Annotated in this window: 15 protein-coding genes; 3 read left to right on the forward strand and 12 right to left on the reverse strand. The window is 69.1% G+C overall.

Annotation, left to right across the window (positions count from 1 at the left end; all coding sequences use genetic code 11):
• Positions 1-18 precede the first annotated feature (18 nt).
• The 10 genes from BFE01S_RS24290 to BFE01S_RS24340 all read right to left on the reverse strand — a co-directional run bounded on the left by BFE01S_RS24290 (position 19) and on the right by BFE01S_RS24340 (position 9613).
• The gene (locus BFE01S_RS24290; protein WP_028227744.1) at positions 19-300 is read right to left on the reverse strand and encodes a DUF493 family protein; all 282 of its coding nucleotides are present in this window, start codon (positions 298-300) and stop codon (positions 19-21) included.
• Positions 297-1289 (reverse strand): D-amino acid aminotransferase, encoded by a 993-nt coding sequence (locus BFE01S_RS24295; RefSeq protein ID WP_042338392.1) that lies wholly within the window; start codon positions 1287-1289, stop codon positions 297-299. Before BFE01S_RS24295 ends, BFE01S_RS24290 begins: the two co-directional genes overlap by 4 nt.
• Positions 1286-2506 carry a D-alanyl-D-alanine carboxypeptidase family protein gene (locus BFE01S_RS24300; RefSeq protein WP_028227746.1) on the reverse strand — a complete coding sequence of 407 codons (1221 nt, stop codon included), beginning with the start codon at positions 2504-2506 and terminating at the stop codon, positions 1286-1288. The genes BFE01S_RS24295 and BFE01S_RS24300 overlap by 4 nt, the downstream gene beginning before the upstream one ends.
• A gap of 436 nt (positions 2507-2942) precedes the next feature.
• Positions 2943-3575 carry an alpha/beta hydrolase gene (locus BFE01S_RS24310; RefSeq protein ID WP_028227748.1) on the reverse strand — a complete coding sequence of 211 codons (633 nt, stop codon included), beginning with the start codon at positions 3573-3575 and terminating at the stop codon, positions 2943-2945.
• Positions 3576-3650: 75 nt separating this feature from the next.
• Positions 3651-3971, reverse strand: coding sequence for a (2Fe-2S) ferredoxin domain-containing protein (locus BFE01S_RS24315; RefSeq protein ID WP_028227749.1), 321 nt, complete (start codon positions 3969-3971; stop codon positions 3651-3653).
• A 211-nt stretch (positions 3972-4182) separates the two neighbouring features.
• The gene (locus BFE01S_RS39935; RefSeq protein ID WP_245621179.1) at positions 4183-5505 is read right to left on the reverse strand and encodes a VanZ family protein; all 1323 of its coding nucleotides are present in this window, start codon (positions 5503-5505) and stop codon (positions 4183-4185) included.
• 94 nt (positions 5506-5599) lie between these two features.
• Positions 5600-6232, reverse strand: coding sequence for an ABC-type transport auxiliary lipoprotein family protein (locus BFE01S_RS24325; RefSeq protein WP_028227750.1), 633 nt, complete (start codon positions 6230-6232; stop codon positions 5600-5602).
• Positions 6233-6407: 175 nt separating this feature from the next.
• Positions 6408-7382 carry an MlaD family protein gene (locus BFE01S_RS24330; RefSeq protein WP_028227751.1) on the reverse strand — a complete coding sequence of 325 codons (975 nt, stop codon included), beginning with the start codon at positions 7380-7382 and terminating at the stop codon, positions 6408-6410.
• Positions 7383-7532: 150 nt separating this feature from the next.
• A complete protein-coding gene (locus BFE01S_RS24335; RefSeq protein ID WP_084170125.1) occupies positions 7533-8483 on the reverse strand; it encodes an ABC transporter ATP-binding protein in 951 nt (316 codons plus the stop codon).
• The gene (locus BFE01S_RS24340) at positions 8480-9613 is read right to left on the reverse strand and encodes an MlaE family ABC transporter permease (protein ID WP_028227753.1); all 1134 of its coding nucleotides are present in this window, start codon (positions 9611-9613) and stop codon (positions 8480-8482) included. Before BFE01S_RS24340 ends, BFE01S_RS24335 begins: the two co-directional genes overlap by 4 nt.
• A 132-nt stretch (positions 9614-9745) precedes the next feature.
• Here BFE01S_RS24340 and BFE01S_RS24345 point away from each other — a divergent pair, with 132 nt between their 5' ends.
• The 3 genes from BFE01S_RS24345 (at position 9746) to BFE01S_RS24355 (ending at position 11830) form a co-directional block, all read left to right on the forward strand.
• The gene (locus BFE01S_RS24345; protein ID WP_028227754.1) at positions 9746-10654 is read left to right on the forward strand and encodes a biotin--[acetyl-CoA-carboxylase] ligase; all 909 of its coding nucleotides are present in this window, start codon (positions 9746-9748) and stop codon (positions 10652-10654) included.
• Positions 10651-11502: a type III pantothenate kinase gene (locus BFE01S_RS24350; RefSeq protein WP_042338396.1), complete on the forward strand. Its 852-nt coding sequence runs from the start codon at positions 10651-10653 to the stop codon at positions 11500-11502. The genes BFE01S_RS24345 and BFE01S_RS24350 overlap by 4 nt, the downstream gene beginning before the upstream one ends.
• Positions 11503-11590: 88 nt before the next feature.
• On the forward strand, positions 11591-11830 hold the full coding sequence (locus BFE01S_RS24355; protein ID WP_028227756.1) for a hypothetical protein: 240 nt from the start codon (positions 11591-11593) through the stop codon (positions 11828-11830).
• A 62-nt stretch (positions 11831-11892) separates the two neighbouring features.
• Here the strand turns inward: BFE01S_RS24355 and rfaE2 are convergent, their stop codons facing one another.
• Positions 11893-12378 carry a D-glycero-beta-D-manno-heptose 1-phosphate adenylyltransferase gene (gene rfaE2, locus BFE01S_RS24360; RefSeq protein ID WP_028227757.1) on the reverse strand — a complete coding sequence of 162 codons (486 nt, stop codon included), beginning with the start codon at positions 12376-12378 and terminating at the stop codon, positions 11893-11895.
• A gap of 122 nt (positions 12379-12500) precedes the next feature.
• Positions 12501-13364 carry a ferritin family protein gene (locus tag BFE01S_RS24365; RefSeq protein WP_028227758.1) on the reverse strand — a complete coding sequence of 288 codons (864 nt, stop codon included), beginning with the start codon at positions 13362-13364 and terminating at the stop codon, positions 12501-12503.
• Positions 13365-13543 lie beyond the last annotated feature (179 nt).

Genomic DNA, 13543 nt, shown 5'->3' on the forward strand with positions numbered 1-13543 from the left:
ATGAAACGGGAATCGCGCTTACAGCACGATCTTCACCATCGGATGCCCGGTGAGCGCGCGATAGATGTCGTCGAGATGCGCCTGGCTCTCGGCGCGCACGCTCACGGTGAGGCCCGTGTAGTTGCCGCCGCTCGAAGGACGCGTTTCGATGGCGCGCTCGTCGAAGGCGCCGTCGAACGTGCGGATCACCGCGACGATGGTCTGCGTGAATTCCGGGTGGGTCTTGCCCATCACCTTGATCGGGAAATCGCACGGAAACTCGATCAGCGATTCCTTCGCGGTGTTTAGCGTTTCGCTCATTTTTCTACTCCTTGCAACGATTCGGCCTGCGCCTGTGCAGCTTCGGCCGCCGAGCGCGCCTTCACGCGCTGATAGGCCGCGTAGAGCGCCGCATACACGGGGCCGGGCTTGCCGCTGCCCACGGCCGCGCCGTCGAGCGACGTGACCGGCAGCACTTCCTTGGTCGCCGAGGTGACGAGAATTTCGTCGGCGCGGCGCAGCGCGGCTTCGTCGATCTGGCGCGCTTCGAAGCGAATGCCGCACTCGCGCGCGAGTTCCTCGACGAGCCCGTAGCGAATGCCTTCGAGCAGCAGGTTGCTCTTCGGCGGCGCGTAGAGCGCGCCGTCCTTCACGACCCATACGTTCGACGACGACGCTTCGGTCAGCAGACCGTCGCGCAGCTGGATCGTCTCGAACACGCCGTGCTCCACGGCGTACTGCGCCATCAGCACGTTGCCGAGCAGCGACGTCGATTTGATGTCGCAGTTCAGCCAGCGGCGATCCTCGGCGCTCACGCAGGCCACGCCGCTCGCACGCTGCGCGTCGGTGGGCAGGCGCATCGGGTTCGCCATTACGAGCACCGTGGGCCGCACACCGGCGGGAAACGCGTGGCCGCGCTTCGCCACGCCGCGCGTCACCTGTATGTAGAGGTTCGCGTGTTCGTCGCGCGCGAGCGCACCCGCGGCTTCGTTCGCCTCGATCACCTGGGCGATCAGCGCGCGCCAGCCCGCCTCGTCGAACGGATTCGCAATCGCAACCTTGTCGAGCGAACGCGCGAGGCGCGCAAGATGCTGCGCGATGCGAAACGGCACGCGCACCTTCTCGCTCGCGCCCTCGGCGGCGAGCGCATAGACCGGCACCACTTCGTAAATGCCGTCGCCGAAGATGAAGCCGCGATCCAGCACCGGCACGCGCGCTTCGGACAGCGGCGTGAGTTCGCCGTTGAGCCAGACGAGCAACTCCGGTGCCGCCGCCGCGCCCGCCTCGGACGAAGGGGCCTGCGCGCTCATTTCTTCTTGTTGAACATGAGCATCAGCGAATCCCACACGCGGCCCACGATGCCGGCCTGCGGCACCGTTTGCAGCGCGACGATCGGGAACTGCGCGAGCACCTTGCCGTCCGCGCCCACGAACTTCGCCGAGCCGACCTGCTGACCGTCGGCGAGCGGCGCGATGAGCGGGTTCGTGAGTTCGACCTGCGGCTTCGCCTTGTCGGCAGCACCCTTGGGCAGCGTCACGTACTGGTCCTTCTTCACGCCGACCTTCACCGTATCGTCGGCGCCCTTGTAGACGCGCGGCGTCGCCACCACCTGGCCCGCCTGGTAGATGCGCGTGGTGTCGTAGGCGCTATAGCCGTAGTTCAGCATCTTCATGCTGTCCTGCACGCGGTCGTGTTCCTTCTGCTCGCCCATCACCACCGAGACGAGACGGCGCTCGCCGCCGCCCGCGATCGGGCGCCGCGCCGAAGCGATCAGGCAGTAGCCGGCCGCCTCGGTGTGGCCGGTCTTCAGGCCGTCGACGGTCGGGTCGATCCACAGCAGGCGGTTGCGGTTCGGCTGCTTGATGTTGTTGTACTTGAATTCCTTGACCGAGAAGATGCTGTAGTACTCGGGATAGTCGCGGATCAGGTGGGTCGAGAGCGTCGCGAGGTCGGCCGCCGTCGTGTAGTGATTCGGGTCGGGCATGCCGTTCACGTCGGCGAAGTGCGTGTGCGTCATGCCGAGCTTCTGCGCTTCGGCGTTCATCATGTTGACGAAGTTCGCCTCGCTGCCGCCCACGAGTTCGGCGAGCGCGATGGCCGCGTCGTTACCCGACTGGATGATCATGCCGTACACGAGGTCGTGCACGGACACCGGCTTGTTCGCCTCGATGAACATGCGCGATTCGTCGTTCTTCACGCGGCGCACGGCGTCGCTCGGCGTGACGATCTGATCCATCGAAATTTTCTTCGTCTGCAGCGCCTCGAACACGAGGTAGGCCGTCATCAGCTTCGTGAGCGAAGCCGGCTCGACGCGCTCGTCGGCATTGCCCGAAGCGAGCACCTGGTTGGCCGTCGCATCGACGAGCACCCACGAACGCGCGTTCACCGCGGGCGGCGGCACCTGCGCGAAGGCGCTGGCCGACGCGAGCAGCGTGGCCGGCAGCAGAGCGCCGAGCGTGACTTTGCGAACGAGTGCAGGGGAAACGAAAGCGGAGGAAGACTGAAGGCCGGAGGAGAGAAAACGCATAGGTTCGAGTCGGGCAGAGTGAACGTTGCGCGCCATGCGGCGCACGGTCTGAGAGAGCCGGTGAGGACGCGTGAGCGCGCGGGTTCGCCGAAGTCCGGCGCGAAGGTGCGCGCGAAATCCGGCATGAGCTGCGGCGCAGGCGGCGAGCGTTGGACCGGCGGCGCAGCGACAGGTTCGCGCGCGGCGCCATGGGCGCACCGGCCGGTCAAACGGCGCCTCGCGCCGCGAACCGCGGGCTGCGGCGTCCACAAAAAGAACGGCCATTATACGCGCCGCGTTGCGGCGTTTTTTCGCTAACGCCGCTTTTATGCGGACCTGTCGCGCATTTTTCGCAGGCAGGCCCGCGGCGCCGCGAGAGGCCGCCGCAGGCTGTGGCGCGGATAAAACGGGGGATGAACGGGAAACGACGGGGGACGCTGGGGGCGATCAGCCGCGCTCAACGCCAGGCATCGACGATGATGCGCTTGAGGATATGCAGCTTGCGGTGCAGGAAGTGTTCCGCCCCCGGAATCACGACCACCGGCAGTTCCTGCGGCCGCGCCCACTCGTACACCGAGAGGATGGGCACCGTATCGTCGAGTTCGCCGTGCACGACGAGCGTGTTTTCGGGCACCGGCGCGACCTCCCAGCGGCTCGCGGCCGTGCCGACGAACACCATGCGCTCGATGGCGCCGCCCGCTTCGGCATAACGCTTCGCGACGTGCGAGAGCACGAAGGTGCCGAACGAGAAGCCCGCGAGCACGAGCGGCAGATCGGCCTGGCCCGGCTGGGCGCGCATGTAGGCGAGCAGTTCGAGCAAATCGTCCTGTTCGCCGATGCCGTTGTCGTGCGTGCCGGCCGTTTCGCTCACGCCGCGAAAGTTCGAGCGGTAGGTGGTGTAGCCAAGCTGGACGAGCGTGCGCGCGAGGGTCTGCGCGACCTTGTTGTCCATCGTCCCGCCGAAGAGCGGATGCGGATGCGCCACGAGCGCGATGCCGCGCACGGGCGTGCCCGCGTCGGGCGCGTCGAGCGCGCACTCGATCTGGCCAACGGGGCCGTCGATGTGGAATTTCTGGGTCTGGGCGTTCATCGCGCGGCAGTCCTTATCGGTCGATCAGAGGTCGATCAGCAGTCAATCAGCGGTCGGTGAGGGGGCAATGACAAGTCAAATCTTCAGACGTTCGACCACCTGGCCGTTCTGCAGATGCGAGACGACGATTTCGTCGATGTCGGCTTCGTCGACATAGGTGTACCAGGTGCCCTCCGGATACACGACGACGGTCGGGCCTTCCTCGCAGCGGTCGAGGCAGCCCGCCTTGTTGATGCGCACCTGGCCCGGGCCCGCAAGGCCCAGTTGCTTCACGCGCTTCTTCGCATACTCCTGCATGGCCTGGGCGTTGCAGTTCGCGCAGCTCGGGCGTTCGGCGCCGGGTTCGCGCTGGTTCAGGCAGAAGAAGACGTGGTACTTGTAGAACGAGTCGGTCATGGCGTGGGGTACCTGTGCAGATCGCGCGCCGGGTGCCGCCGGGGCGCCGCGCGCGGTTCGATGCGTTTGCGGTTCGCGCCATGCGTCTGCCACGCGAGGGGACAGACGCGCAGCGCGTCGTAGGGACCGGTCGATTATAGCGAGCGCCGCGCGAATGCTCCCGCCCCCACTCGCGCCGGCCGGCCCCTCGCGCGCCCGGCCTTCGCCGCCATCAGCGCGCCCGCCGCGCGAGCCAAGCGCGTTCCAGCGAAAACGCGCTCCAGATAAGCGCGGCCCACGGCCAGCTCCAGGCCAGCCAGCGCGCGAGCCCGTTGAAGTGCAGATAGCGCCCCTGGCGCCAGTCCGCGAGCAGCACGTCGAAGTAGGGATTCACGGGCAGCAGGTTCACCAGCACGAGCGACACCGCGATCGCTGCCGTGGCCGCCGCTGCGCGCGCGGGGCGCGGCAGACGCAGTGCGGCGAGCGCCGCGAGCGTGCCGCACGCGATGCCCGCGACGGCGGCTGGCGTCGCCCAGTCGAACACGAGGCCGCTTTGCGACTGCAGGAAGGTGGCGCCGAGCTTGATGCCCAGCGTCGCCGCAATCAGTGCGAGCAGGAGGCGCACGCGCGGGGCGCGCTCGCGCATGGGCAGCGAGGCGAACGCCGCCGCACCGAACAGGTTGAGCGCCGTGACGAGCGTTTCGGAGACGCCATCGGAGAAAGCGCCCGCCAGCGCGCCCGGCCACGCGCGCACGTGCCAGGCGAGAGGCAGCCAGGCGAGCATGGCGTCCTGCATCGAGGTGTCGAAACGCTGCCAGAGTTCGGCCGGCCAGTCGCCCAGGCCGAACAGGCGCGGCTGCGGGAACATCGTCGCGAATGGCCAGAGGCCGGCCAGCACGAAGAGCGCGGCCGCGTCGCGCTCGAACCAGCGAAAGCGCAGGCGCCTCACCCAGCCGCGTTCGAGCAGCGGACCGGTCGCGGGGGCGGCGAGGAGTGCGCCCAGCAACGCGCCGAGCGCGTTCGTGGCGAGGTCGAGATTGGAGGCGACGCGGGTGGGCAGCCACGTTTGTACGGCCTCCATCAGCGCGGAGAGCAGCGTGCCCGCGGCGAATGCGAGCGCGATGGCCCGCGCGCCGCGCCAGCGCGGCCAGGCGGCGAGCACGGCCAGCGCGCCGAAGGGCATGTAGCCCAGCACGTTGGTAACGACGTCGAAGACGGTCCAGTAGTGGGGAAGCGGGTCGGCGAGATAATCGAAAGGGCCGAGGCCGAGCGAGCGCCAGCCGCTGAACGGATACCACGAGGCATAGACGATCAGCGCGCCATAGAGGAGGAGCGCCTCGCGCGCGAGCGTCGAAGGCCGGCCGCGCCAGCCGTTGGAAGCGCCGTCGCCATCGCCGCCGCTTCCGCGCTTGCCGCCGTTATCCCCGTCGTGGCCTCCGCCTCCTCGATCGCGGCTGCCCGATGGGTCCGGGGCGCCGGAATCGCCAGAATCGCGGGGGCCGCCGCCCGGCGTTGCGCGGCGGACGCCCTCGTCTCGCGGCGCCCGGCGCTTCACGCGCCCTTTCCTCACCATGGTGCTGCCCCGCCGCCGCCCGCGTCCTCGCGCTCGACGCCCGCTGTCGAACGTGGCCCGAGTCCGGACGCTGCGGTCAGGGCGTGCCCGCCAGTTGCTGCGATGAGAGCCACGTGCTCACCTGGCTCACGAAGTCGTCGCTGGCCGCGGCGAGCGCATGCACGCCGCCTGCCGCATCGGGCGTGCCGGCCGGCGCGCGCGCGACGAACTCGCGTTGCGCGATCACCTTGCCGCCGCGCATCAGCGTCGCGCGCGCGGTAAGCACGCCCGAGCTCCGGTTCGGGTTGTCGAACACCTGTTCGAACTGGTCGAGCTCGACCTTAAGCATCGGCGCCTGCACGGCGTCGGCGCCCGAGAGCACCGTCGCGCGCGCGCCGAGCATGTTGCGCAGGCGCAGGGTGAGCAGGCGCGCCGGCGACATCGTCCAGCGGCTGTCCGCGTAGCGCGCCGTGCGCTGCGAATCGGCGCTCAGGCGGTAGAGAATGCCGTCGTTGTCGAGCGGCGGCGGCGCGCTCACGTCGAGCACCTTGAGCGGCGGCAGCGGGCCCGCCGCGCTCGCCTGCGCCGGCGGCCCCAGGTCGTAGCGGATGTCGGAGAGCGCCGCGGAGTTGCCCGCGCACGCCACGAGGAGCGTGGCGGCAGCGCACGCCGCGAGCACTGCCAGCGCCTTGGAGACGGCGCGGCCGAGGTGGGAAGTCGAGCGTGACATTGCAGTTCCTTCTGGGTCGTGCGGCGCCGTGGCGGCGCCGCGCTTCATGCGTCGAACGTATTGCGGATGGGCCCGGTGCCGCACGCTTCGCGGCGCGGCCCATGCGTGCTGCACCTGATTGGGCATCCTCCTGACCACCCCGCCGGCCACCTTACTTGCCACCTTACTTGCCACCTTAGTGGCCAGCCGAGCCGCCGCCCGCGGCGGGCCACACGAAGCCGGGCTCGCCCGGCCCCGGTGCGAGCCGCGGCGCGCCGCCGAACAGCACGCTGCTCGGGCTCACGCTGAAGGTGCCTGCTGCGCGGTCCACCGAGCGCACGGCCGAGCGCACGTCCTCGGTCAGCGAATCGACGCGCGGCAGCGTGTCGTAACCAAGCCGCGCCGAAAGATCCTGGATCGACGCATCCATCGAGGTGAGCGCCGCACCCGCCTGCGCCGCCGCCGTGCCGGCCTTGTTGAGGTTGGTCTGGAACGGGCCGTCGGGGCGGTTCACGTTCTGGATCAACTGGTTCGTCGATTGCAGCGTGCGCTGCAGGTCGGTCACGGCGCCGGGCAGGCGGCTCGTGGTCGGCTCCAGTTGCTTCGCGAGCGTGTTCGCGCTGTCCGCGGCCTGTTGCAGGCTCGTGACGGCGGCCATCAACTGCTTGCGGTTGTCGTTGGAGAGCAGGTCGTCGATGTCGCCGGCGATGTTGTCGAGCTTGCGCAGCAGCGCGTCGCCGCGCCGCTGAAGCTGGTCGAGCAGCCCCGGGCGCAGCGGCAGTTCGGCCACGTGCGCCTCCGAGGAATGCAGCGGCGAGAGGTCCTGGCCGTTGTCGTCGAGCTGCACGAAGGCGATCCCCGTCACGCCCTGCAGCGCGAGCGTGCCGAAGGTGGAGCGCGTCATGGGCGCCTTCTGGTCCACGAGAATGCGGATGCGGATCTCGCCCGGCTGGTTCGGGTCGAAGCGGATGGTCTCCACCTTGCCGACGTCGATACCGCGATAGCGCACGGCCGCGTCCGGATAGAGGCCCGTCACGCTGGTGCGCGAGATCAGGTCGTAGGGCACGTGCACGGCATGGTCGGCGCTGAAGAAGAGCACCACCAGCGCGATCACGACCAGCAGGCCGATCGTGAAGAGGCCGGCCCAGAACGCATGCGGTTTGTTTTCCATCGTCAGATTCCCTCGTTGGCGGCTAGCTTCGCCGCTGGCACCACTGTGCGCGCATCGGTTTCCGGCCCGGTGTCCGGCTCGATTCCCGGCTCGATTCCCGGCTCGATTCCCGGCTCGATTCCCGGCTCGATTCCCGGCTCAGTTCCCGGCTCAGTTCCCCGACGTGCCGAACGCCGGCGCGAGCGCCGCCGGCGGCAGCTTCGCGCGCCGCTCGGGCGGCAGCGCCTGCAGCGCGCGCCGCCCTCGCATACCCAGAAAATATTCGCGGATGAACGGATCGTCCACGCCCGCCACTTCCTCCACCGGCGCCGCCACCAGCACGCGGCGCTCCGCCAGCACGGCCACGCGCGTGGAGAGCGCGACCATCGCGTCGAGATCGTGCGTCACGAGCACCACGGTGAGCCCGAGCGCGCGGTGCAGCGTGCTGATGAGTTCCACCACTTCGTCCGACGAACGCGGATCGAGCCCCGCCGTCGGTTCGTCGAGAAAGAGCAGCTCGGGCTCCAGCACGATCGCGCGCGCGAGCCCGACGCGCTTGACCATGCCGCCCGAAAGCGCCGCCGGCATCTTCGATGCGTGCTTGCACGGCAGCCCCACCATCTCGAGCTTGAGCATCACGATGTCGCGCAGCAGATCCGCGGGCATCTTGCCCAGCTCGCGCACGGGCTGCGCGATGTTGTCGAACACCGTGAGCGAAGAAAAGAGCGCGCCGTGCTGGAACAGCATGCCGGTGCGCGTGCGCATCAGACGCGCGGCTTCGGAGTCGATCTTCGTGAGGTCCTCGCCGAACAGCTTGATGGTGCCCGACGTCGGCCGCTCGAGCCCGAGAATCTGCCGCACGAGCGTGGTCTTGCCGGAGCCCGACCCGCCCACGATCGTCACGATCTCGCCGCGCCGGATGTCGAGGTCCAGATGCTGGTGCACGATATTGCGGCCGTAGCGCTTCGTGAGGTTGCGCACCTCCACCACGGGCTCGCCGATCTGCGGCAGCGGCAGGTCGCGCACGGCTTCCTTGAGCGGCGTGCTGCGGGTGCCCGTCGTGCTGGTCGCGGCGATCCGGCCCGCCGTGCCCGTGGTGCCTGTCGTGCCCGCCGTGCTCATGACAGCCCCACGTTCTGGAACAGGATGGCGAACACGGCGTCGGCGAGGATCACGATCGTGATCGAGGTAACGACCGAGGTGGTCGTGCCTTCGCCGAGGCTCTGCGAATTCGCCTTGATGCGAAAGCCGAAGTGGCAGCCCACGATGGCGACGAGCATGCCGAAGGCCACGCCCTTGCCGAGCCCGATCCACAGGTTCGCAATCGGCACCACGCTGGGCAGCGAGCGCACGAAGTACGAAATGTCGATGCCGAGCACGAGCTTGGCCGCAAGCGCCCCGCCCAGCAGCGCGATGATGTCGGTCCAGGTCACGAGCAGCGGCATGGCGATGCCGAGCGCAATCACGCGCGGCAGAATGAGCCGCAGGCCGTGCGAGATGCCCATCACGCGCATGGCGTCGAGTTCCTCGGTCACGCGCATCACGCCGATCTGCGCGGTGATGGCCGAGCCCGAACGCCCGGCCACGAGGATCGCCGAGAGCACCGGCCCGAGTTCGCGGATCACCGCCAGCCCGAGAATATTGACGATGTACTGGTTCGCGCCGAAGAGCCGCAACTGCTGCGCGGAAAGATACGAAAGCACGATGCCGATCAGGAACGCCACCAGCGCCGTGATGGGCAGCGCCCGCGCGCCCGCGTTGTAGATGTTCGCGGAGATCTCGATCCAGGGCGTGAGCCTCGGCTGGCGCAGGATCCGCAGCAGGTCGAGGATCACGCGCCCGAGCATGCCGATGCCGCCGTACAGGTGCTCGAAGAACGAGAAGATCGCGAGCCCGAGCCTGGTCACCGGGTCGATCCGCACCACCTGCTCGGCGGGTTCGCGCACGGAGTCGAGGAGCGCGATGCGCTGGAAGATGTCGCGCTGCGTGTCGGTGAGCGCGATCAGGTTGGCCGGCAGCTTGTGGCCCCAGACGCGCCAGAGCGCCTGGCCGCCCACGTGATCCATGCGCTGGATGCCCGAGAGGTCCCACTCGCCGATGGGCTCGCGTGCGAGCGTGCGCAGGCGCAGCGCCGCCTTGCCGCGCTCGCGGTCGCGCGCGAGGGCAAGCGCGGTCCACTGCCCCGAGAGGCGGACGATCTTTCCTTTGGAGCCGGCCGTAATGTCGAGGCCGGGTGGCGTCTCTTGAGTCAAGGCTGGGCGCTCGGGCGGGAGGGGAGCAGCCATTGTAGCGAACGCACCCCCTTTTGGCGTTCATTTGGGCGCAACGGGCACACTGCGGGGCGCACTGCGTTTGCCGCGCCGCCAGCCACTACAATACGGCACATGAACGCCACCTCCTCTTCCCCCGCTAACCCGCCCGCCGGCGACTGGCGCATCGACCGCGACCGCGCGATCACGCTGTTCGGGCCGGTGGCCCACGACTGGCCCATCGAGATCGTCGAGGAAACCGGCTCGACCAACGCCGACCTGATGGCGCGCATGAGGGCGCTGCCCCAGCGCGCCGATGCGCTCGCGCGGCCGCTCGTGCGCGTGGCCTACCTGCAGACCGCGGGCCGGGGACGGCGCGGGCGCAGCTGGGTCGCGCAGCCCGGCGACGCGCTGCTGTTCTCGCTCGCCTGCGTGCTGCCGCGCCCGATCGACGGCCTCGCGGGCCTGAGCCTCGCAATCGGCTCGGCGCTCGTGGACGGCCTGCGCACGCTGCCCGTGGCCGCGCCCGGCCAGATCGCGCTCAAGTGGCCCAACGACGTGCTGCTCGAAGGCGACAAGCTGGTGGGCATCCTCGTCGAGACCGCGTGGAGCACGCCCGATGCCACGGCCGTCGTGATCGGCATCGGCACGAACGTGCGCGGCGCCGACGCGCTGGCCGCGAAGATCGACGCGCTCAACGCGGGCGCCGACGCTCCGGCGGTGCCGGGCACGACGCCCACGGCGCTCTCGCGCGCGTGGCCCAACGCGAATCTCACCGATACCCTCGCCGCCGAGCTCAACGCCCTCGAAGCCGCGCTCAAGCGCTTCGGCGAAGCGGGTTTCGCGCCGTTCCAGGCACGCTGGAACGCTTGCCACGCCTACGCGGGCCGCCAGGTGACGCTGTTCGAGCAGGGCAAGGAGATCATGCGCGGCGCGGCGGTGGGCGTGGACGAACGCGGGCAGTTGCTGGTCGATACGGCGAGCGGCCGCGAAACGGTCACGACCGGCGACGTTTCGTTGCGCATCACGGGCGGCGGCGCATGAGCGCGGCGCCCGGGCCCGCTGCGAAGCCGCCTTTCCTGCTGATCGACGCCGGCAACAGCCGGATCAAATGGGCCATCGCCGACACGGCAGGCACGCGCACCCATGCGGGCGCGGCGGATCACGACGGCCTCCGGGAGGTTCCGCCCGGCGCGCGGGGATTGCCGGAGTGGGCCGATCTGCCCACGCCCGCGAGCGCGTGGATCTCGAACGTGGCGGGCGAAGCGGTGGCCGCGCGCCTTGCCGCACTCGTGGAGGCGCGCTGGCCGGGCCTGCCGCGCACCGTGATCCGCGCGTGCGCGCAGCAATGCGGCGTGACCAACGGCTACACGACGCCCGACGCCCTCGGCAGCGACCGCTGGGCCGGCATGATCGGTGCGCACGCGGCCTTTCCGGGCGAGCCGCTCCTGATCGCGACCTTCGGCACGGCCACGACGCTCGAGGCGCTGCGCGCGGACGGCAGGTTCGTCGGCGGCCTGATTGCGCCGGGCTGGACGCTGATGATGCGCTCGCTCGGCGAGCACACGGCGCAGTTGCCGGTGCTCGACGCGCCCGCGGTGCGCAGCCTGACCGGCGCGGCGGCGGAAGATGCCGGCGATGCAGCCGACGCGCAGCCGGGCCCGCGCTTTGCCACGGATACGAAACGCGCCATCTCCGCAGGCTGTGCGCTTGCGCAGGCCGCGCTGATCGAGCGCGCGTGGGCAGACCTGCAGGACGAGTGGAAGGAGCCGGTGCGGCTGGTGGTGAGCGGCGGCGCGGCCGCGGAAGTGACAGCCGCACTCAAGGTGCCGCATACTCGCCACGACGCGCTGGTGCTCGCGGGGCTCGCGCTGATCGCGGCACAGTCCTGAGCACGCTCTTGCTGCACGCACAAACGCCGCACGCGCGCTGCGCCGCGGCGGCGGACCAACGAAACCGATATCGACGGAGCTTCCTACGATGCTGCGCTGGCTGATCGCCATTCTGATTCTCGCCAACCTCGTCGCCTTCGCGGCGATTCGCGGCGTTTTCGGCCCGACGCCCGCCTCGGGCTCGCGCGACAGCCTGCCGCTGAACCGGCAGATCCATCCTGAGCGCCTGACCGTGCGGCCGATCGCGGCTTCCGAATCGGTCGACGTGCCCGTGGTGGGCGGCCCGGTGGCCGAGCCCGCGGTGCAGGCCTCGGCGTTGACGCAGTAAAGCCTTCGTTCGATGCCCCCGAGGCCGTGCAGGAACTCAGGCAGCGCTCGAAGCCGCGGCACTCAAGCCGCGTCGCCGCGCACCTTCTTCAGCAGCTTCGTCGTCGAGCGGTCGTGCTCGAACGGAATCGCCAGCGCCCGCCCGCCCCAGCCGCGCACGAGCGCCGACTCGGGCAGCACGTCCATGTCGTAGTCGCCGCCCTTCACGAGCACGTCCGGATGCACCGCCTCGATTAGCTCGATCGGGGTGCGCTCGCCAAAGCCCACCACCCAGTCCACGCTTTCCAGCGCCGCGAGCAGCGCCATGCGGTCCGCTTCGGTGTTGACGGGACGGTCGTCGCCCTTGCCCAGCATGCGCACCGACGCATCGCTGTTCACGCCGACGATCAGCGTCGCGCCGAGCGCCTTCGCATCGGCGAGATAGGTGACGTGCCCGCGGTGCAGGATGTCGAAGACGCCGTTGGTGAACACCACCGGGCCGGCGAGCGTGGGCCGCAGTTGCGCGAGCGCTTCGCGGGTCGTGATCTTGCGTTCGAAGGAAACGGGCATCGGGCGAAACCTGGTCGTGAAGAAAAGCGAAGCACCAAAAACAACGGCCCGGAAACGCGAACGCCCGGGCCGTCTTTGCCGTGCGGTGCGCGTGCGGGCTACGGCCGGCGCGCGCGTGCCGCTCAGGCGGGTTGCTGCTGCGAGCCCTGTTCGGACTGCAGGCGCGAAACCACTTCCTTGCGGTAGCGGTTCAGTTCCTGCGCCGTGGTGAACGTGCGCTCGAACAGGATCGAGAGGTTGTGCAGAATGCGCTCGACCACCTTCTTTTCCCAGCCGTCGTCGAAGCGGATCTGCTCGTCGAGCCAGCGCTCGAGCCATTCCGGGTCGGGCAGGCGCGACTGCACCGTGTCGCGCGGGAAGAGCGCCTGGTTCACGTGCAGGTTCGTGGGGTGCAGCGGCTTTTCGGTGCGGCGCGCCGAAGCCATCAGCACGCCGATCTTCGCGAACGCCGCGCGCGCGACGTCGCCGCAGTTCGTGAGCGCCTTCTTCATGTAGCGCAGGTAGGCGCCGCCGTGGCGCGCCTCGTCGCGCGAGATGGTCTCGTAGATCGCCTTGATGACGGGTTCCGTGTGCCATTCGGCCGCGCGGCGGTACCAGTGGTTCAGGCGAATCTCGCCGCAGAAGTGCAGCATCAGCGTTTCGAGCGGCGGCGCCGGGTCGAATTCGAAGCGCACCGCGTGCAGTTCCTCTTCGGTCGGCACGAGCTCGGGCTTGAAGCGGCGCAGATACTCCATGAGCACGAGCGAGTGCTTCTGCTCTTCGAAGAACCACACGCTCATGAACGCGGAGAAGTCGCTGTCGTGATGGTTGTCGCGCAGGAACATCTCCGTGGCCGGCAGCGCGGACCATTCGGTGATGGCGTTCATCTTGATGGTCTTCGCCTGCTCGTCCGTGAGGAGCGACGCGTCGAACTGGTCCCAGGGAATGTCCTTTTCCATGTCCCAACGGACCGATTCGAGCGATTTGTAAAGTTCCGGATAAAGCATCGTGTTCATAGTCCCGCCCCTGATCTGCGCGTGACGCACGCGTGACGCGCCCCTAACGAATGTTGCGTGCCGCGTGAGCGCGGGGAAAACGCGGCACGCAGGCGAAAAGCATTCAATTTTACGCGGTAATCGGCCGCCCAGAACCATCCGGCAGCGACTTGCGTCTGCCGCACGGCAAT

It is taken from the genome of Paraburkholderia ferrariae NBRC 106233 (genome assembly GCF_000685035.1).
Taxonomy (GTDB): Bacteria; Pseudomonadota; Gammaproteobacteria; order Burkholderiales; family Burkholderiaceae; genus Paraburkholderia; species Paraburkholderia ferrariae.